Raw genomic sequence first — 20175 nt, forward strand, 5'->3', positions numbered from 1 at the left:
GAGAACCCATGAGCGCACTCAACGACCTCAACGCCCTGCAAGCGAGCATCGCCGAAGCGGTGCTCGGCCAGGACCAGGTAATCCGGCAGATGCTCGTCGGCTTGCTGGCCAACGGGCATTTGCTCCTAGAAAGCCTGCCCGACCTGGCCAAGACCCGCACGGTCAAGTCACTGGCCAGACACCTGGACGCGAAGATGAGCCGCATCCAGTTCACCCCGGACTTGCTGCCGTCGGACATCACCGGTGCCGAGGTGCTGCATCAGGTCGAGGGCAAGAACGAAATCCGCTTCCAGCCAGGCCCGCTGTTCGGCAACCTGATCCTCGCCGACGAAATCAACCGTGCGCCGGCCAAGGTCCAGGCAGCGTTGCTCGAAGCCATGGAAGAACGCCAGATCACCGTGGCCGGCAACAGCCATGCGCTGCCGGACCTGTTCATCGTGGTCGCCACCCAGAACCCGATCGAACAGGAAGGCACGTATCCGCTGCCGGAAGCGCAGATGGACCGCTTCCTGATGAAGGTGCTACTCGATTATCCGAGCGCGGAAAACGAAAGCCAGGTGCTGCGCCTGCTGCGCGAAGAAGAACAGGCCCTCGGCGCCAAAACTGCCGCCGTGCAGGGCTTCTCCTTGTCTCAGGACGTGGTGTTCGCCGCGCGCCGTGAAGTCAGCGCCGTGCACGTCTCCCCGGCCATCGACCGCTACCTGATCGACCTGATCAACGCCACTCGCCACCCGACCGATTACGACGCCGACCTCGGGCGCTGGATCAGCATCGGCGCCAGTCCGCGCGGCGGCATCGGCCTGGACCGTTGTGCCCGGGCCGACGCCTGGTTGCAGGGCCAGGATTTCGTATCGCCTGACAACGTGCGCGCCATGGTGCACCCGGTGCTGCGCCATCGTCTGCAACTGAGCTACGACGCGGTGGCCGATGGTGTGAGCGCCGATCAGGTGCTCGACCGCCTGCTCGATAAAGTGGCGATTCCGGCCTGATGTCCATGAACAGCGCGGACGGGCTGGTGTATGTCTCTCTGGCGCAATTGATGGCCCTGGAGTTCAAGGCCCGTGACCTGAGTTTTCTGGCGCGTCAGCCCCAGGGCAGCATCCTGGCCGGCAACCACGCCTCGCGTTTGCGTGGCCGGGGCCTGAACTTCGATGAACTGCGCCGCTATCAGCCGGGAGACGATTTGCGTCATCTCGACTGGCGCGCGTCCCTGCGCACCGGCAAACCGGTGGTACGGACATTCACCGAAGAGCGCGACCGCCCGGCGCTGATCCTCGTAGACCAGCGCATGTCGATGTTCTTTGGCTCGCAACGCAGCTTCAAATCCGCCGTCGCCGCAGAACTCGGCGCCCTGGCGGCGTGGATGGTGTTCAACGCCGGCGACCGCGTCGGTGGACTGGTCTTCAACGATCAACGCATCGACAGCATCGCCCCGCTGCGCAGCCGCAAACGGATCGAAGCGCTGTGCAGCCGCATCGCCCGGCAGAACCAGGCACTCAATGCGGCCAACCCGGACGCCGAAGGCGAAGACCAGCTCGACAAGGTCCTGCAGCATTGCCTGGCGGTGGCCGGTCACGATCACCTGATCTGCATCGTCAGCGACTTCGCCGGGGCCGGCGAACGCACCTTGCAACTGATGCGACAACTGGCGGCCCACAACGATGTGATTGCCATGCAGGTGTACGACCCGCTGGCGCTGAACCTGCCGAAAAACGGTCGTTTGCTGATCACCCAAGGGCAATTGCAGGTGGAACTGGCGGTGGATCGGCAGCAAGTGCATCAGCCGCTCGGGGATTTCCTCAGCGGACGCCTCAAGGACGTCGCTACCCTGCTGCGCCGCAGCCAGGTGCCGTTGATGATGTTCAGCACGGCGACAGAAGCCCACGAACAACTGCGCGCCGAACTCGGCAAGTTTGCCGGAGGGCGCCGATGAACCCCGCTATCCCGAGCATCGACCAACTCAAGGAAATGGCACTGCCGGCGCCGGTCAGTTATGCACCGCAAACCTGGGGTTGGTGGGCGTTGCTGGCGCTATTGATCGTTACGCTGGCAGTAATAGGCGCGCGGCGCTACTGCCAATGGCGGCGCGATCGCTATCGGCGCGAGGCGTTGGTGCGCCTGGAGGAACTGCAACAGCGCAGCAATGACCTGAGCGCATTGCGCGAGCTTCCCGAACTGCTCAAGCGGGTCGCGATCTCTATGCCTAACGCGAAACCTGTGGGAGCGAGCCTGCTCGCGAAGAGGGCCCTACATTCAACGTCGATGGCGTCTGATACGACGCATTCGCGAGCAGGCTCGCTCCCACAGGGACTTCCTGCGGCGTTGGGGAACGAGGACTGGCAGGTGTTTTTGCAGCGCCACATTGAACAACCCCTGCCATCCGACTTCTGCCAACAACTCTCGCTGCTGGCCTACGCCCCCGACGCCACATTGCGGGCCATGCCCAACGAGCAGCGCCAGCAGCTGTTCAGCACCTGCAAAACCTGGGTGGAGCGTCATCATGTGGCAGCTTGATTACCCCTGGTTGCTGATCCTGCTGCCGCTGCCGTGGTTCGGCTATCGCTACTTGCCCGATTACCGCGAGGCGCGCAGCGCTGTGCGTGTACCGTTTTTCGGGGCGATGAGCCGTGCCGTCGGCCAGGCACCGAGCCAGGCTGGCACCCGCGGCAACCGCTGGCAATTGCTCCTGAACCTGCTGGTCTGGACGCTGTTGCTGGTGGCGGCGAGCAGGCCGGTGCTCGTGGAAAAACCCATCGAACGCCAGCAGCCGGTGCGGGACCTGATGTTGGCCATCGACATTTCCCAGTCGATGGAAACCACCGATTTCACCGACGCCAACGGTCAAAAGATCGATCGCCTGGCCGCGGTCAAGGAAGTGGTGCACGGGTTCATCGACAAACGTAAAGACGATCGAATCGGACTGATCGTGTTCGGCACAGGTGCCTATCCGCAGGCGCCGTTGACCCTCGACCACGCCAGCCTGTCTCTGCTGCTGGACGACACCGGCATCGGCATGGCCGGCCCCAACACGGCCATCGGCGACGCCATCGGCCTGAGCCTGAAACTGCTGGACCAGGCCCACGAGCAGGAAAAAGTGCTGATCCTGCTCACCGACGGTAACGACACCAGCAGCGCCATCACCCCGGATCATGCGGCCGCCATGGCCGCGGCCAAAGGCGTGGTGATTCACACCATCGGCATCGGCGAGCCGAATGCCGAGGGCGAAGCCAAGGTCAACCTGCAAGGCTTGCAGGACATTGCCCAAGCCACGGGCGGACGCTTCTTCCGCGCCGAAGACCGCAATGCCCTGGATCAGGTCTACAGCACCCTCGACAAACTGACTCCGCATCAGGTGAAAACCCTCAGCCACCAGCCCAAACGCGATCTGTTCTGGTGGCCGCTGGGCGCGTCCATCGCCCTGCTCGCGCTTTATCACCTGGGCGCCCTGCTGCTTCCACGGCTGATGCTCACCCGTCAACGGCAGGAGGCCTGACATGGACATCAACCTCAGCGACTTCCATTTCCTGCGCCCCCTGTGGCTGCTGCTCGCAGTGTTCGGCGCATTGCTGCCATTGCTGTGGCGGCGCAACCAGGACCTGCAACGGCGCTTGCGCAGCAACATCGCCGCGCACCTGCTGCCGCATCTGCTGATCACCCCGCAAGACCGGCAACGCCTGCGTCCGGTGCATCTGGTGTGTGCGCTGCTGGTGCTGGGCGCCATCGCCGCCGCCGGGCCGACCTGGGAGCAGGACCGGCCGGACTTTCTGGAAAACCGTGCGCCGCTGATCATCGCCATCGACCTGTCACCCTCCATGGACGCCGGCGATGTTCCACCCAGTCGCCTGGAAGCGGTCAAGCACAAGCTCCACGACCTGATCCAGCGCCGCGCTGGTTCACGCAATGCCCTGATTGCCTACGCCGGCAGCGCGCATCTGGTATTGCCCGCCACCGACGACCCGGCGCTGCTCGATACGTTCATTCAGGCCCTGAGCACCGACCTGATCAACAAACCGGGGAAAAATGTCAGCGCGGTCATCGATCAGGCCAAGCGCCTGCTCGCCGCCGAGAAAACACCCGGCACCCTGCTGCTGATCACCGATGGCGCCGACACCTCGGCGTTGAACGGTCTGGACAAGCAACTGGCAAACAGTGCGCTGCAGGTGTTGATACTGGCGGCTGGCAGCAGCGACGGCGGGATCATCCGCGATGCCGACGGCCAGCCACGCATCGACAGCAACGGTCGCCCGCAAATGGGCAGCTTCGATCAGGACGCCCTCAAGCAGCTGGCCTCGGCGATGGATGCGCCGCTGGGCAGCCTGACCCTCAACGATGACGACCTGGACTGGATCGAATTGCACGCCGAGCAGCATTTCCAGTCAGCCAGTGACGAACAGCGCGAACTGCACTGGAAGGACGCCGGTTACTGGCTGTGCTGGCCGCTGTTGCTGATCGCCTTTTTCAGCGTACGCAGGGGCTGGAGCCTGAACTGGATGGCCGCACTGCTGCTGGCGGTGGGCCTGGGCCTGCAACCGGCGCCGGCCCAGGCCAACGCGCTGACCGATGCCTTTTTCACCCGCGACCAGCAAGGTCGCTGGGCTTTCGAACATGAGCACTACCCTCAGGCGGCGGCGCTGTTCGTCGATCCGTACTGGAAAGGCGTGGCCGCCTATAACGCGGCCGATTTCGACCTGGCACTGGCCAGCTTCGCGCGGCTCGATACACCGCAGGCGTATTTCTACCTGGGCAACATCTACGTGCGTCGGTTCAAGTTCGATCAGGCCATCGCGTCCTATACCCAGGCGTTGAAATTGCAACCGCAGTTCCCGCAAGCTTCGGCCAACCTGGCGTTGGCCATAGCCTTGGACAAGGACACTGAAAGCGCCGAGAAAAACACGCCAGAGGTCAAACCCGACGAAATCAAGATGGACAAGGCGCCGGGTAAAGGCCAAAGCAAAAAGGTGGAGACCCAGCAAGCGGCCTCGGATGAGCAATGGTTGCAGAACCTCACCACATCGCCGGCGAAATTCCTCAAGCAGAAATTCAGTCTGCAGGATCAGGCGGGGGCTAAACCATGATCAGCCTTCAAGACCGAGTCGCTGCCATCGCGAGCAGGCTCGCTCCTACAGAGGATTTGCGGTGCGCCAGGATCAAATGTAGGAGCGAGCCTGCTCGCGAAGGCGCCAGATCAATCACCACAACACTCGGCGCCCTGCTCATTGGCCTGGTCAGCCTCAACACATTCGCTGCCGACCCGCAGTTGAAGGTACAGGCCACCCTGCAACCCGCCACCCCCGTCATGGTCGGCAGCCTGGTCAGGTTGCAACTCGATGTCTTCACCGACGCCTGGTTCACCAGCGCCCCCACCCTGCCCGACCTGAAACTGCCCGGCGCCTTGGTGATGCCACCGGACGGCCATGCCGAGCACATCAATCAGACCATCGAAGGCCAATCCTTCAGCGGCATGCGCTACAGCTACCTGATCACCCCGAACCAGGCCCAGGGCTTCGACATTCCGGCACTGACGGTACACGCCACACCGGGCCAGGCCAGCCACGCACTCAGCGCCCAAAGCCAGCCTTTGCATTTCAACGCCGCGCAACCACCGGGGTTCCAGCCCGGCGAGGCAGTGCTGGTGGCCCAAGGGCTGCGTTTTACCCAGAAGACCACCCACTCGGCCACGCCGCTCAAGGTCGGCGACAGCATCACCCGGGAACTGACCTTGCAGGCCGACGGTGCCCTGGCCATGTCACTGCCGACACCGGCACTGGACGATATCAAGGGCCTGAGCCGCTACCCGAAAACTCCGCAAATCCACAATCTGGATGACGGTCGGGGCAATTTCAATGGCGGGCAGCGCATCGACAGCGTGACTTATCGAATCGACACCGAAGGCCACTACCGCCTGCCATCCGTTGAACTGAAATGGTGGGATGCCAGCAGCCAGCAAACCCGCACGGCCACAGTGCCTGCCGTAACCTTCGACGCGGCCGCCAGCAGCGCTTACAAACCGGTGTTTTCGATTACCGAAGACCTGAAAAAACTCGGCCAGCAGAATCGCCTGCACCTTACCGGACGCTGGTTCGGGGTATTGGCACTGGTTTTGGCGGTGGTGGCACTCGGTTGGTTCAGTCGCCCGCTCGTGCACCGCGCGCACCTCAAGTGGCAAGCCCGACGCCACGCCCGGCACAACGCTTGGCTCGAGTCCGCCGACTACGCGTGGCGGCAGATCCCGGCGCAGATCGAAGGCAATCCGGCGCAACTCAGCGCCCTGTACCTGTGGACCCGACGCAGCTACCACGGCCTGAAACTGACCGGCCTCGGCCCGCGCCTGCAAACCTTCCTGCGGGCCTGTTATGGCCGCGAACCGGACAAAGAACAGGCACTTCGCCAAATCGGGGAATCCTTGTCTACGCTGCATAGTCAGGCCGGACGCAACAGAGAATCAGTCTCTTGCGCACTGCATCCACTCAATCCTGTTCACGACAAGGACTTGCCATGACGAATTCGATATCTCAACGCCATCATCGCGCATTCAGTTTCCTGCTGACCCTGGCCTTGAGCCTGCCGCTGCTGGTGCAGGCGGCCGAGCCGCTGCCCTCCTGGAACGACGGGCCGTCGAAAAAGCAGATCATCGAGTTCGTGCAGACGGTCACCGATCAAAACAGCAAGGACTTCGTCAAGCCCGAGGACCGCATTGCCGTGTTCGACAACGACGGCACCCTGTGGAGCGAGCAACCGATGTACTTCGAGTTGCTGTTCGCCCTCGAGGAAGTCAAGCGCACCGCATCGCAGCACCCGGAATGGAAAACCACCCAGCCCTTCCAGGCCGTGCTGGAAAACGATCACAAGGCCCTGGCTGCCAGTGGCCTTGAAGGCATGATGAAAATTTTCGGTGCCACCCACACCGGGATGACCACCGAAGCCTTCGATGACTACGCCAAGACCTGGCTGAGCCAGGCCCGCCATCCGAAAACCGGCAAGCCCTATACCGAGATGATCTTCCAGCCGATGCTGGAGATGCTCGACTACCTGCGCGGCAAGGACTTCAAGACCTACATCGTCTCCGGCGGCGACACCGGGTTCATGCGCGCCTTCGCCGAGAAGGTCTATGGCGTTCCGCCCGAACAGGTGATCGGCACGACCTTCGTGACCACCTTTGATTACAAGGATGGCAAGGCGTCGATCCTGCGCACACCGAAACTGGCCCACAACGACGATGGCCCGGGCAAACCGGTCAGCATCGATGCGGTGATCGGTCGTCGGCCAATCCTCGCCTTCGGCAACTCCGACGGCGACCTGCAAATGCTCCAGTGGACCGCCGCCGGTCCCGGCAAACGCTTCATGGACCTGGTGCATCACACCGACGCCAAACGTGAATGGGCTTACGACCGGCAGTCGCAGATCGGTCGTCTGGACAAGGCCCTGGACGAAGCAAACAAACGCGGCTGGACGGTCGTCGACATGGCCTCCGAATGGCGTCGGATCTACCCGTTCGATGCCGCCACTCCCGAGCAAGCGCAATAAAAAGACGTCATGCAGGACCGCAATAAACGTTTGTCGCTGTACGCGACGCAAGTGAGCATAAGGAGCCAGTCAGATGACTCGCATACGTAAGTGGATACCGAAACTCGCCCTGATGGCGACAACGGTCATGGCAATGGCGGCGAATGCCGCTGACAAACCCAACATCCTGGTGATCTTCGGCGACGATATCGGCCAGACCAACGTCAGCGCCTATTCCATGGGCGTGGTCGGCTACAAGACCCCGAACATCGACCGCATCGCCAAAGAAGGCATGATGTTCACCGACTACTATGCGGAGAACAGCTGCACCGCAGGACGGTCTTCCTTCATCACCGGGCAGACGCCACTGCGTACCGGGCTATCGAAAGTTGGCGTGCCTGGCGCACCGGTCGGTTTGCAAAAGCGTGACATCACCATCGCCCAGGCACTCAAGTCCCAGGGCTACGCGACCGGCCAGTTCGGCAAGAACCACCTGGGCGACAAGGATGAATACCTGCCGACCAACCACGGTTTCGACGAATTCTTCGGCAACCTGTACCACCTCAACGCCGAAGAAGAGCCTGAGCGTCCGTACTGGCCCAAGGACGACCCCGCGTTCGTCAAGGCCTACTCGCCGCGCGGTGTGATCCACAGCTTTGCCGATGGGAAAATCGAGGACACCGGCCCGCTGAACACCAAGCGCATGGAAACCATCGACGACGAAACCACCGCCGCCGCGCAAGCGTTCATCGAGAAACAGGCCAAGGCGGACAAGCCGTTCTTCGTCTGGATGAACACCACCCGCATGCACTTGTTCACCCACGTGCGTGAATCGATGAAGGGCCAGAGCGGCATGCCCGGCAACGATTACGCCGATGGCATGCTCGAGCACGACGGCGACGTCGGCAAACTGCTGAAAACCCTCGATGACCTGAAAATCACCGACAACACCATCGTCGTCTACACCACCGACAACGGCCCGAACCAGTTCTCCTGGCCGGACGCGGCGACCACGCCGTTCCGTAACGAGAAGAACTCCAACTGGGAAGGTGCCTACCGAGTGCCGGCTATGGTCCGCTGGCCGGGCAAGATCAAGGCCGGTGAAGTGTCCAACGAGATGTTCTCGGGCATGGACTGGTTCCCCACGCTGCTCGCCGCAGCGGGCGAAACCGATGTGAAAAACAAGCTGCTCAAGGGCTGGGCGCCGACTTCCGGTGGCACCAACTTCAAGGTGCACCTGGACGGCTACAACCAACTGCCTTACCTGACTGGCCAGGCGCCAAAGGGTGAGCGCAAGGAGTTTTACTACTTCAACGATGACGGCGTGCTGGTTTCGATGCGCTTCGGCAACTGGAAAGCCGTGTTCTGCGAACAGCGCGCACCGGGCGGTTTCAAGGTCTGGAGCGAACCATTCGTATGCTTGCGCGTACCGAAGACCTTCAATCTGCGGATGGACCCGTATGAGCGAGCCGACATTGTTTCTGACCAGTACTACGATTGGCAAACCAAGAACGTCTACCTGACTGCGCAAGCAGTTGGCAAGTCGGCGGCGTTCCTGCAAACCTTCATCGAATACCCGCCTAGCCAGAAACCGGCGAGCTTCAGCATCGACCAGATCCGTGCTGCGGTAGACGCCAAAATCGCTGAAAAAATGAAAGCTGCACAGTAAGACCGCTGGACCGCCGCTCGCCCTCATTGGCGAGCGGACTTATTTTCGATCCGGGACCGCATCGACTTCATTCGCGAGCAGGCTCGCTCCCACAGGGGCAGCATTGCAAATGTGTGCGAGCCTACTCGCGAAGGGCCGGTGCGGTCACAGGCTATTTCGAATTGGAACAAGGCAATCCGCAATGACCTCACGTGTCGCCAGCAAGTCGTCGGCCATACCTGCCCCTCAAGTCGCCTCCCCGGCGCTGTTGATCCCCGCCCTGCTTCTGTTTGTCTCCGGCGCCGCCGCGCTGGTGTACCAGGTGCTGTGGATCAAGCAGCTGTCGCTGGTGGTGGGCGTCGAGGTCTATGCCATCACCACCGGGATCAGCGCGTTCTTTGCCGGGCTGGCCCTGGGCGGCTTGCTGTTCGGCCGCTGGGCGGACCGGATGCAGCAACCGGTTGTGCTCTACGCCGGGCTGGAAGTGCTGGTGGCGGTACTCGGCGTCGCCGCGACCTTTGCCATGAGTCTGGCGGCCAGCCCCTTTGCCTGGCTGGAAGCACACGTAGGTTTGCTGGCCTGGGTGCTGCCGTTCGCGCTGGTGGGCATTCCCGCGCTGTTGATGGGTGGCACCTTGCCGGTGCTGGTTCGCTCCCTGGCCACTGACCCGCAACACCTGGGCAAGGCCGGCGGGCAACTGTATGCGGCGAACACCGCCGGGGCCATTGCCGGCACCCTGCTCGCCGCGTTCGTGCTGATCGCCACCCTCGGCGTGCGCGGCAGCGCACTGGCCGCCGCCATGCTGAACCTTCTGGCCGCCGCGGGAGCCTTGTGGTTTCAGCGCCGGCGCGTGGCAACCGTCGATGCCCCGGTGAAACATCACACTGAAAAAAACCCCGACCGCCTGGCCCTGTGGCTGTACTCCATTGCCGGTGGCGTGGCCCTGGGCTACGAAGTGGTGTGGTCACAATCGATCGTGCAATTCATGAGCACCCGCACCTACGCCTTTGCGGTGGTGCTGGCGACTTACCTCACCGGGTTGTTCCTGGGCAGCATGCTGCTGGCCCGTCGAGTCGATCGTCTGCGCGATCCCTGGGGGGTGTTCGGTTTGCTGATTGCCGCAGCCGGAGCGATTGCCTTGCTGGAAGTGGCGTTGCTCGGACGCTGGCTGGTGCTCGCCCAGACCCTGGTCGAATCCTGGGTATTGTCATTGGGCGGCAGTGAGCTGGCGGGCATGAGCACGCGGTTTGCGGTGGCCGCCTTGAGCATCGTGTTTGTACCGACCCTGTTGCTCGGTGCGGCGTTCCCCTTGGCCCTGCGCTTGAGTGTCGGCGGCGAACGGGTGGGGCGCAACGTCGGCGAAGTCGTCGCATTCAATACCCTTGGCGGGATCATCGGGGTGATGCTCTGCGGCTTTGTCCTGATCCCGATGCTCGGTCTGGTGCGAACCCTTGGACTGCTGGCGATGATCGCCGCCGGTATCGCCTACCTCGCCGTACGCAAGGGCCATGGCGTGAAAAAAGGCCGACGCCAGGCAGTGGTTGCCATCGGCCTGGTGTCGCTGGCACTTGCCGTGTTCACGCCGGTCAACAAGCTGGCCAGCCTGCTGCCGGGGGCGCGCAATGGTACGCTGACGTTCTACGAAGAAGGCCGTGGCGGAACCGTCGCCGTGGTCACCCAGGGCAAGGGCGAAAGAGCGTTCCAGCGCTTGTACATTCAGGGCGTGTCCAATACCGGCGACGCCATGCCGTCCCTGCGCTACATGCGGATCCAGGCGCTGTTGCCCCTGTTGATTCACAACGGTGAGCCGCGTTCGGCACTGGTGATCGGGTTCGGTACCGGTATCACCGCGGGTGCCCTGACCCGCTACCCCGGTCTGGAACATCGCGTGGTCGCCGAACTGCTGCCTTCGGTGGTCAAGGCGGCCCCCTTGTTCAAGGGCAATTTCAATGCCGCGACCGATCCGGGGGTCGATGTGCGCTTGCGTGACGGGCGTCAGGAACTGCTGCGCAATCCGCAGCGCTACGACCTGATCACCCTCGAGCCACCACCGCCTTCTGCTGCCGGCGTGGTCAACCTGTATTCCCGGGACTTCTACCAACTGGCCGCCAGCCGGTTGCACAAACAAGGCCTGGTCGCCCAATGGCTGCCGCTACCGACGCAGAACATCGACGACTCGCGCTCACTGGTGCGCAGCTTCCTCGACGTGTACCCGTACGCGACCCTGTGGACCAGCGAATTCCACGAGATGCTGCTGGTGGGTTCGATGGAGCCGATTGAACTGGATGTGGCAAAGATCAACGCACGCTTCCAGCAAGACAGTGTTCGCGGCACCTTGCAGGATGTCGGCGTCGGTTCGGCCGCGGCGTTGCTCGCCACCTGGGTGACTGACCGTGGAGGGCTCGAACGCTTCGCTGGCGATGCGCAACCGGTGACGGACGATCAGCCCAGGATCGAATACGCGCCCTGGGTTCGGTCGAAAGAGATCAGCCGCGTGTTGCCCGCCCTGCTCGACCTGCACCAGCCGCCAGCCGTGTTGAACGCCGACGCCGGGTTCATCGAGCGCATGAACACCCAGCAACAACGCCTGATGCAGTTCTATCGGGCGAGCCTGCATGCCTACGACGGCGACCGTGACGCCTGGGCCAGGGATATGCGCGAGGTGATGCGTTGGGATTCCGGGAATCCGTATTACCGGTGGTTTGTCGGGGAGTGATTGGGCGCCTTGGCGGCCGCCATCCCGAGCAGGCTCGCTCCCACAGGGGACTTGTGGCGCTCACAGATCCAGTGTGGGAGCGAGCTTGCTCGCGATGGGGACATCAGCTTCACAGCATCTGCCATTTGACAGACGCCGACCATCCGGCAAAGCTGAATCGAGCTTCATCGCGCGCCGCAAGGCAATCGCACCTGGACCATGGAAGTCGTAATGCCGAACCATAAAAATAAAGCTGCAATCCCAAACCCTGATTCGCAACCGACCCTGATCAACCGTTACCTGTTCCCTGTCACCATCGGCATCCTGCTGCTGGCAGTGGCGGGTATTGGCTGGTTTTTGCTGGGCGGTACACCGACGCCGCTCAAGTCAGTTCCCGTCAGCGCCCCTGCCGTGCAACCGGCCAAACCGCAACCGGTCGCTGCCGCGCCTGCGAAAATGGTCGATGAGCAACAATGCCAGGGCTGCCACGGCGAGCAGGTCAAGGACTGGCAAGGCTCCCATCACCAACTGGCGATGCAGCAAGCCAACGCGGACACCCTGCTCGGCGACTTCAACAACGTCACCTTCAAGGCCGAGAAAGAGACCACGGTGTTCTCGCGCAAAGGCGACGAATTCTGGGTCAACACGCCGGGAATCGATGGCAAGAATGCCGATTTCAAAGTGGCCTACACCTTTGGCATCGCCCCCTTGCAGCAATACCTGATCGAGGTCGGCGAAGGCCGCTTGCAGGCTCTTGCGGTGGCTTGGGATACCGAGAAGCACCGCTGGTTTCACCTCTATCCGGGCCAGGGCGTCACCTTCAAGAACCCGCTGCACTGGAGCAAGCCGAGCCAGAACGCCAACTTCATGTGCGTCGAGTGCCACACCACCGGCTACAAGCGCAATTTCGATACGGCGAAAAACACCTTCGACAGCCACTGGAACAGCCTCGGTGTCGGCTGTCAGGCCTGCCATGGCCCGGCGTCCAGTCACCTGGAATGGGCCGCGAAGAAAACCGACCTGATCCATGCCGGCTTTGCCGTCGATCTCAAGGACAAGAACGCCACCGTCGAAATCGAAACCTGCGCCCGCTGCCACTCGCGTCGTGCGCCGCTGGACGATGGCTACACGGTCGGCAAGCGGCTGATGGACGACTACCTGCCGAGCGTCCTGACCCGCGAGTTGTACGCGCTGGACGGCAAGATCAAGGATGAAGTGTTCGAACACGGCTCCTTTGCCCAGAGCAAAATGTTCGACAAGGGCGTGCGTTGCAGCGACTGCCACAACCCCCACAGCACTCAGCTGAAAGCGCCTGGCAACGGAGTGTGCCTGCAATGCCACAACACCGCCGGCAAAACCACTGTGGAAGGTGTCGACGGCAAGGGCCTGCAAGCGAAAAACTACGACTCCATCGAACACACTCGCCACACCCTGGGCCAACCGGGTTCGCAGTGCGTGGATTGCCACATGCCCGGCAAGTTCTACATGGGCAACGACTTGCGGCATGACCACAGTTTCAGTATTCCCAACCCCGAGCGGGCGAAAAAACTGGGGACGCCTGACGCCTGCCTGACCTGCCACCAAGGCAAGGCCGGCGACAAGGTCACCGAGCAGTTCAAGCTGTGGAACACCGCCAACGCCAGCGTGGTACAGGCCCCGCGCTACGACGAAAGCCTGTGGTTGATTCGCAATGGTCAGGCCGGCGCTGGCGAGGCATTGTTCGAGCAACTGCAACGCAGCAACCTGCCGGCGATTCAGCGGGCGACACTGCTGGCCGAGCTGCCGGCATACCCGAGCGAACAGGCGTTGAAACTGGCCACCAAGGACTTGGGTAACCCGGCGCCGCAAGTCCGCGAGAGCGCGGTGCGAGCGGTCAGCGCCTTCCTGCCGCCAGCGGAGCGCGCGCCATTGCTGACGCCGTTGCTGAGAGACCCGGTGCGGGCTGTACGCATCGCCGTCGCCCGGGACCTGCTCAGCGTGGCACGCAATGGCCTGGGCACCGCCCAGGACAGCTGGAATGCCGCCATCGCCGAGTACGAGGCGGTGCAAAAAAGTCTGGCCGAGCGCGCCGAGGCCAACCTGAACCTGGCCATGCTCTATCAGGCTGATGGCCGCAGCGCGGAAGTCGAAGCGTTGCTGCGTACCGCCCTGCAGCGCGATCCGGACTTCTACCCGGCGCTGGTCACCCTGGTGCAATGGCTGGAGGCCAACGGTCGCCGTCAGGAAGCTCATGCCCTGCTGGCGCAAAGCCTCAAGGACCACCCCGACTCAGGTCTGCTGCAACACACCCAGGGCCTGGCGCTGATTCGTGCGGGCCAGGCCGCTCAAGCCTTGCCGTACCTGCGCAAGGCCGCGCAACTGGAACCACAGAGCGGACAGTTCGGCTATGTGCTGGCGGTGGCCCTGCATGACAGCGGCAAGATTGACCAGGCGTGCGCAGAACTGGAACGGCTGTTGAAAGAACAACCGGCGAACCGCAATGCCCGCTTGTCGTTGATCCAGTACTACCTGGACAACGGGCAGGAGCCCAAGGCGCAGGTGCTGTTGCAGGGCTGGAAGAAAATGAACAGGGGGGATCCGGCGTTGAAATGAAACCGGGGCTCAAAGGTCTGTCTGACCTGAGTTTTGTTTCGGCATTACTGACGTCTTCGCGAGCAGGCTCGCTCCCACACTGGATCCGGATACACCCGAGATCCCCTGTGGGAGCGAGCTTGCTCGCGATAAGGCCGGTACATTCAACATCAATGCCGCCTGACTCTCCGCCATCGCAAGCAAACCTGGTCCCACAGAGTCATGTGTCGTTGATCAGAGGCTCAACTGCGATCCCGGGGAATCAAACCCTGCAACTGCTGCGCCAGAAAGTTCGCATCGAATGGGAACACATCCGGGTCTTTCAAACCGTTGGTCTTGCGCCATTGCCAGCTATTGGACGGTGGCTGGCAAACCAGCGAAACACTGCCGAAACGCGCAGCGGTCAAGCCCATCACCGCCAATGAAATCTGCCCGCCCGCCCCCATCACCTCCGGGACGAATTCCACCGGTTTGCCAGCAATCACAATGGATAGCTTCTCGGTCTTGAATGTCGATGTCTCGACAGGGACGCTGGGACCGAGGCAACATAAGCTTCCCGGCTCACCTCCAGCAGGTGCGGCGCCTGCACCGGCTCCAGCCATTGCCCGATCTGATCGAACAGCTCGCCAATACGCGCTGCCCAATCCGCCGACTGGGACTCGAACAGTTGCTTCTTGTGCGCTTCGCTTTCTGCGTAGTGGCGCAGCATTTCACCCAGTTGCTGTACATCGTCCATTGCAGTGTTCCTTTGATTGCAGCGGTGCTACGGACATTGAGCATGGCAGATGCGTGAAGCCGGTGTGCGACTAACAGCCAGGAGGTATGCCAGGGGGGGCGCTCTGGGCGACTGACTCAACCGGCCCTGGGCGTACGACGCAGGCGCGCCATGCTCAAGGTGTCCACCAGTACGCCGTCGCGCACGGCGTAATCACGGAACAGGCCCTCGGTTTCGAAGCCGAACTTGCGGTACAGGGCAATGGCCGCTTCGTTGTCGGCATATACCGACAGCTCGATGCGCTGCAGATTCATCCAGTTATCGGCAATATCCAATGCCGTTGCGAGCAACTTCGACCCTACGCCTTTGCCCTGCCACGCCACCGCAACGCCCATGCCGAAACTGCCGGCATGGCTGCGACGAATGCGTGAGAACTGCTCCAGGCCAATGTTGCCGACGACCGTCCCTTGATGCAGGGCCACCACTTTCACCAGGCGTTCGTTATCCACTGCCAGGCGACTGCGCCAGAGTTCAGTGGGTTGAAACGGCATTTGCAGGGTTTGGCGGGCGATTGCCGGATCATTGTACAACGCGGCAATGCCTTCGATATGGGACTCGTTGAAGCGTTCGAGAGTGATAATGGGTTCGGTGGCTGGCATGGGTGAATCATCCTTGAAGCAGACATGGCCGTTCACTCTATAACGCTACCTTCGGCCGTGGCGAGAACCAATGTGGGAGCGAGCCTGCTCGCGAAGGCGTCATCACATTCAACATTGAAGGTGTCTGGACAACCGCATTCGCGAGCAGGCTCGCTCCCACAGTCAGATTGCACTCAGCTTTCGAACCACTCCCGGCGCTCGCTGAAGGTGTTTTCGATCAATTCGACGATCATCCGTACCTGCGCGTCGTCCCCGGAATCGGCGTTGACCGCCATCCACACCTGACGCCGCATGGGTTGGTCAAACAAGCCCGGCAAGGCAATCAGCCCGCGGTCGAAGTGGCTCATGTAGTGCGGCAGCAGGCCGATGCAGGCGCTGCATCGGATCATCTCCAGCATCAGCCCGTAGGATTGCAGTTGCACCGCCCCCGCCAGGCGCTGGTCCACCAGTGCATTCCATGGCCGGAAACTTTCGACATGGCCGTCCGGCCGCCATTGCACCAGGAGAAAATCGGCCAGGTCATCCAGGTATTCCGGCCTGGAGGCAACCCGCGAGTAGCGCTTGGCAATGTGCGGAAGGTAATCGAGTGGCGCCAGGCGCCGGGGTTCGGTGGTGGCAAAGCTTGGTCCCGGTAACGGCGATCCGGTCTCGCCCAGCCACACCACGACGTCGGCGCTGATCGCCTGCAATGACATTTCGCTGTCGAGCGTGATGATGTCCAGCCGAACGCTGGCGTTGCGCCGCAGCAGTGCAACCAGGTCGCGTCCGAGAATGTCATGCAGGATCGAATCCGCCACGGCCAGGCGAATCAACGGTTGCTCGATCACCGGCAAATTGCGTTCATGGGCCAGGGCGATCAGTTGTGCGTGCAAGCGCAAGCCATCGCGGCTGAGGCTGAATCCATTGTCAGAATGGTTGAACAGCGAACACTGCAACTGCGTTTCCAGCAGCACCAGTTGCCTGCGCAGACGGGTGGCCTTGATGTTGAGACTACGGGCGGCCTGCATGAAGCAACCGCAACGGGCGCTGACGGTGAAACACAGCGCCAGTTCGGGGTCGATACCCGCTGCCAACTGGCGCCAGGACGCGTTTTTATCGATGGCTACACGATACTCGGCAGCACCCTGTTGGGTGCAGATTTCCATGACTGACATCGAGGACTCCCTGTCGATCGGACACTGACAGGTCCATCCTGCGGATCCTTCATGAAGCTGCTGTGACAAAGACTCAGGCGCTGGGTGCCTGCCGGAAGCTTACGGCCAGGCGATTCCAGCTGTTGATGGTGGTGACGGCGATGGTCAGGTCGACCAGTTCGCTTTCACTGAACTGGTCCCGGGTCTGGACGTAGACATCGTCGGGCACATGGCTTTCGGAGAGCAAGGTGACCGCCTCGGTCCAGGCCAGCGCGGCTCTTTCCCGGGGGTTGAAAAAGTTACTGTCGCGCCAGACCACAATGGAATACAGGCGCCGGTCGCTTTCGCCCAGGCGTCGTGCATCCACCGAGTGCATGTCGGTGCAAAAGGCACAGCCATTGAGCTGCGAAGCACGAATCTTGATCAGGTGCAGCAGGCCCTGCTCGATGCTCAGGCTGCTGGTCAGGGCCTCCATGGCGATCATGGCTTTCATCGCCTTGGGGGACGCGCTGTAGTAATCCAGACGGGGGTTCATGGAGCGATCTCGTGCAGCCGTGAGGTGATTTTCACGGTAGTCGCTGGCGCGCAGGCATGACAGATCCAATCAGGCGATTTCCCCGGTGACCAGCGCCACCAGACCAATTGACGGTTTTTCCACTGCACAACTTCTGTACTGCAAGCGGATAAGGGTAATCTTGCGCGACGCACACGCGCCTCAACAGCCCCGGAGCCTCGCCGGTATGGAACTACATGTTGTCATCAACGGCCGCAAGGATCTGGCCGGCCAGCTGTACAACCAACTGCGCAGCGCCATCGAGTCCGGTCGTCTGACCGCCGGGACGCAACTGCCGCCCAGCCGTTTGCTGGCCGAACAACTGGGTATTTCGCGCAAGACCATTTCCGATACCTACGCCCAGCTGACCTACGAAAACTTCCTCACCGGGGTGGTCGGCAAAGGCACTTACGTCAACGCGCGCGCGTCGAAGGTGCAGCGCAAACAGAGCCACACCGAGCTTGGCGGCTTCGAGGTGATCGAGTCCTGGCGCAACCTGCCGGTGTTTCTGCGTCATCCGACCCTGGAAGGCTCGCTGCGCTACGACTTCATTGGTGGCGCCACCAGCAAGGGCCAGTTCCCCCAGGATGACTGGCGGCGCTGCACCTCTCATGCGCTGCGCCAGATGGCCGGTTCCAAGGGCCTCTACAGCCTGCCCGAGGGCTTGCCCGCCTTGCGCAACGCCATTGCGCAGCACATCGCGTTCTCCCGCGGGGTCAATTGTCAGGATGAGGATGTGGTGGTGTGCAACGGCGCGCAGCAGGCGCTGGACCTGATCGCCCGGGTGCTGATCAGTCCGGGCAGCCTGGTCGCCATGGAGGACCCCGGCTACCCGCCAGCGCGTCTGCTGTTCGGCACCCATGGCGCCACGGTGATAGGCGTGCCGGTGGACGCCGAAGGCATTGTGGTGGACCGGATTCCTCGCGGCACGCGCCTGATCTACGTCACCCCGTCGCACCAGTTCCCGCTGGGCATGCCGATGAGCCAGGCGCGCCGGGAAGCACTGCTGGCCAAGGCCTATGAGTTGGGCGCGATCATCATCGAGGACGACTACGACAGCGAATTCCGCTATGAAGGCCGCCCCACCGATTCCCTGCAGAGCATGGATGAACGGGGGATCGTCGCGTACGTCGGGACGTTCTCCAAAACCCTGTTGCCGGAACTGCGGCTCGGCTATGCGATCCTGCCGCCGGCGATCCTCGAGGCCGTGGTGCGCGCCAAACAGCTCACCGACCTGCACACCTCGACCCTGCCGCAATGGGCACTGGCCAAATTCATCGCCGAAGGCTGCCTGCTCAAGCACATCCGGCGCTGCCATACGATCTATGCCGGGCGCCGCGAGCGGATCCTGACGCGCATGGCCGGCGACCTCTCGTCCTGGCTTGAGGCGGTGCCGTCTACCGCCGGCTTCCACATGGTGGTGATGTGCAAAGTGCCGATAGATATTCCATTGGTGATCGAACTGGCGAAAAAAGTCGAAGTCGGGCTCTATGCCATCGACAGTTTTTTCTATCAGGAAACGCCCAGGGCCGGGCTTTTCTTGGGTTTTGGCGCCATCGAAACCCTCGACATCGACATCGCCCTGGACCGTTTGCGCGACATCCTGCAGCAGGTGGCCTGACGGATTGGCCTGCGGCTTTATCCGGCGATTGGCTATTGGCGGTCCCAGGGGGCGGGCCTATCCTGCATAGGCGTTATCCCTCAATGAGCAGGATTCGTCCGGCCTGATTCAGGAGTGTGAGCAATGTCCCATGAAGTGATCAATACCGTACAGGTACAGGCCGCCGCCGGCCGCTCGGATGAACTGGGTAAGCAACTGCAAAAGATTGTCGAAACCCTGCGTGAACTACCGGGCTGCGAATCCTATATGGTCGACCGCTGCCCCGAGGACACCAATCGCTGGACCGTCAGCGCCCACTGGCAATCGGAAGCGGCCATGCGATCGCATTTCAACTGTCCTGAAGTCCAGGGCTTCATCAGCCTGATAGATAGCCAGTTGGCCAATGCCGTGGACTTCAACAGTTTTCCGATCGTTTAACCATTTCCCGTGGTGAGGGAACTTGCTCCCTCGCCATCATTTTTTCTCCGTTTGCCTTCCTGCAATTGGCCCCCTCGCCTTCCAGAATATTGGCTGTTTAACCTCTACAGCTTGCGCACTACTGTGGATTGCAACAACCAACCACCGCAGGTAAAGAACCATGAACGTGTTGCGCTTTTGTGCTGCCCCTCTCGTCGCCCTGGCCCTTATTGCATCCGCATCGGCCTTTGCCCATGCCCCTTCGGAAAAAGTTACCGTCCTGCAGGACGAAATGCTGAAGAACGTCCCTGGTAAAAAAGCGCTGATGATCGAAGTCGATTACCAGCCCGGTCAATCGTCCATCGCCCACAAACACGATGGCACCACCATGGCCTATGTCATTTCCGGACAAATCACCTCCCAGGTGAAGGGCCAGCCGGCGAAAACCTACAAGGCCGGTGAGTTCTGGTATGAGCCGGCGGGGTCGGAACACCTTGTGTCGAAAAACGCCAGCGCGACCAAGCCTGCCAAGTTGCTGGTATTCATGGTTTTGGCCCCGGACGAGAAAGTGTTGATCCCATTGGAACACTGATGGCTGAACGTACAGCTATAAATAAAAAGGCTCGAATCGTGAATTCGGGCCTTTTTATTTCCCGACGCAATTAGCCGGAGACTTTTAAA

16 protein-coding genes and 1 pseudogene are annotated in these 20175 nt (G+C 61.8%); 13 read left to right on the top strand and 4 right to left on the bottom strand.

Annotated features, from left to right (window positions below; all coding sequences use genetic code 11):
• Window positions 1–8 precede the first annotated feature (8 nt).
• From AC3ITA_RS15580 to AC3ITA_RS15625, 10 genes are all read left to right on the top strand, one after another.
• Entirely contained in the window at window positions 9–989 is a 981-nt protein-coding gene (locus tag AC3ITA_RS15580; protein WP_489277737.1) for an AAA family ATPase, read from the top strand.
• Window positions 989–1933, top strand: coding sequence for a DUF58 domain-containing protein (locus AC3ITA_RS15585; protein WP_371918282.1), 945 nt, complete (start codon window positions 989–991; stop codon window positions 1931–1933). The genes AC3ITA_RS15580 and AC3ITA_RS15585 overlap by 1 nt, the downstream gene beginning before the upstream one ends.
• Entirely contained in the window at window positions 1930–2514 is a 585-nt protein-coding gene (locus AC3ITA_RS15590) for a DUF4381 domain-containing protein (RefSeq protein ID WP_489277739.1), read from the top strand. Before AC3ITA_RS15585 ends, AC3ITA_RS15590 begins: the two co-directional genes overlap by 4 nt.
• Window positions 2501–3493 (top strand): vWA domain-containing protein, encoded by a 993-nt coding sequence (locus AC3ITA_RS15595; protein ID WP_414928800.1) that lies wholly within the window; start codon window positions 2501–2503, stop codon window positions 3491–3493. The genes AC3ITA_RS15590 and AC3ITA_RS15595 overlap by 14 nt, the downstream gene beginning before the upstream one ends.
• 1 nt (window position 3494) lies before the next feature.
• A complete protein-coding gene (locus AC3ITA_RS15600; RefSeq protein WP_489277741.1) occupies window positions 3495–5075 on the top strand; it encodes a VWA domain-containing protein in 1581 nt (526 codons plus the stop codon).
• On the top strand, window positions 5072–6499 hold the full coding sequence (locus AC3ITA_RS15605) for a BatD family protein (protein ID WP_489277743.1): 1428 nt from the start codon (window positions 5072–5074) through the stop codon (window positions 6497–6499). The genes AC3ITA_RS15600 and AC3ITA_RS15605 overlap by 4 nt, the downstream gene beginning before the upstream one ends.
• Window positions 6496–7524: an HAD family hydrolase gene (locus tag AC3ITA_RS15610; RefSeq protein WP_489277745.1), complete on the top strand. Its 1029-nt coding sequence runs from the start codon at window positions 6496–6498 to the stop codon at window positions 7522–7524. Before AC3ITA_RS15605 ends, AC3ITA_RS15610 begins: the two co-directional genes overlap by 4 nt.
• A gap of 73 nt (window positions 7525–7597) precedes the next feature.
• Window positions 7598–9172 (top strand): arylsulfatase, encoded by a 1575-nt coding sequence (locus AC3ITA_RS15615; RefSeq protein WP_414928803.1) that lies wholly within the window; start codon window positions 7598–7600, stop codon window positions 9170–9172.
• Between the two features lie 181 nt (window positions 9173–9353).
• Window positions 9354–11867 (top strand): fused MFS/spermidine synthase, encoded by a 2514-nt coding sequence (locus tag AC3ITA_RS15620; protein WP_150672919.1) that lies wholly within the window; start codon window positions 9354–9356, stop codon window positions 11865–11867.
• A 210-nt stretch (window positions 11868–12077) separates the two neighbouring features.
• Entirely contained in the window at window positions 12078–14438 is a 2361-nt protein-coding gene (locus tag AC3ITA_RS15625) for a tetratricopeptide repeat protein (protein WP_150672920.1), read from the top strand.
• A 221-nt stretch (window positions 14439–14659) separates the two neighbouring features.
• Here the strand turns inward: AC3ITA_RS15625 and AC3ITA_RS15630 are convergent.
• From AC3ITA_RS15630 to AC3ITA_RS15645, 4 genes and pseudogenes are all read right to left on the bottom strand, one after another.
• Window positions 14660–15153 (bottom strand): annotated as a pseudogene (locus AC3ITA_RS15630) (hypothetical protein).
• A gap of 116 nt (window positions 15154–15269) precedes the next feature.
• Entirely contained in the window at window positions 15270–15791 is a 522-nt protein-coding gene (locus AC3ITA_RS15635) for a GNAT family N-acetyltransferase (protein ID WP_489277748.1), read from the bottom strand.
• Window positions 15792–15964: 173 nt separating this feature from the next.
• Window positions 15965–16945, bottom strand: a complete 981-nt coding sequence (locus AC3ITA_RS15640) for a LysR substrate-binding domain-containing protein (RefSeq protein ID WP_489277750.1) — start codon at window positions 16943–16945, stop codon at window positions 15965–15967.
• A gap of 73 nt (window positions 16946–17018) precedes the next feature.
• The gene (locus AC3ITA_RS15645; RefSeq protein ID WP_150672925.1) at window positions 17019–17459 is read right to left on the bottom strand and encodes a carboxymuconolactone decarboxylase family protein; all 441 of its coding nucleotides are present in this window, start codon (window positions 17457–17459) and stop codon (window positions 17019–17021) included.
• A gap of 205 nt (window positions 17460–17664) precedes the next feature.
• On the opposite strand from AC3ITA_RS15645, the gene pdxR reads away from it, so the two are divergent.
• From pdxR to AC3ITA_RS15660, 3 genes are all read left to right on the top strand, one after another.
• A complete protein-coding gene (gene pdxR, locus AC3ITA_RS15650) occupies window positions 17665–19098 on the top strand; it encodes a MocR-like pyridoxine biosynthesis transcription factor PdxR (RefSeq protein WP_489277752.1) in 1434 nt (477 codons plus the stop codon).
• Between the two features lie 123 nt (window positions 19099–19221).
• Window positions 19222–19515: a putative quinol monooxygenase gene (locus AC3ITA_RS15655; RefSeq protein WP_046037161.1), complete on the top strand. Its 294-nt coding sequence runs from the start codon at window positions 19222–19224 to the stop codon at window positions 19513–19515.
• A 160-nt stretch (window positions 19516–19675) separates the two neighbouring features.
• Complete coding sequence (locus tag AC3ITA_RS15660) at window positions 19676–20086, top strand: cupin domain-containing protein (protein ID WP_095944795.1); 411 nt, start codon at window positions 19676–19678, stop codon at window positions 20084–20086.
• Window positions 20087–20175 lie beyond the last annotated feature (89 nt).

The sequence above is a fragment of the Pseudomonas sp. GL_090 genome, from assembly GCF_057837765.1.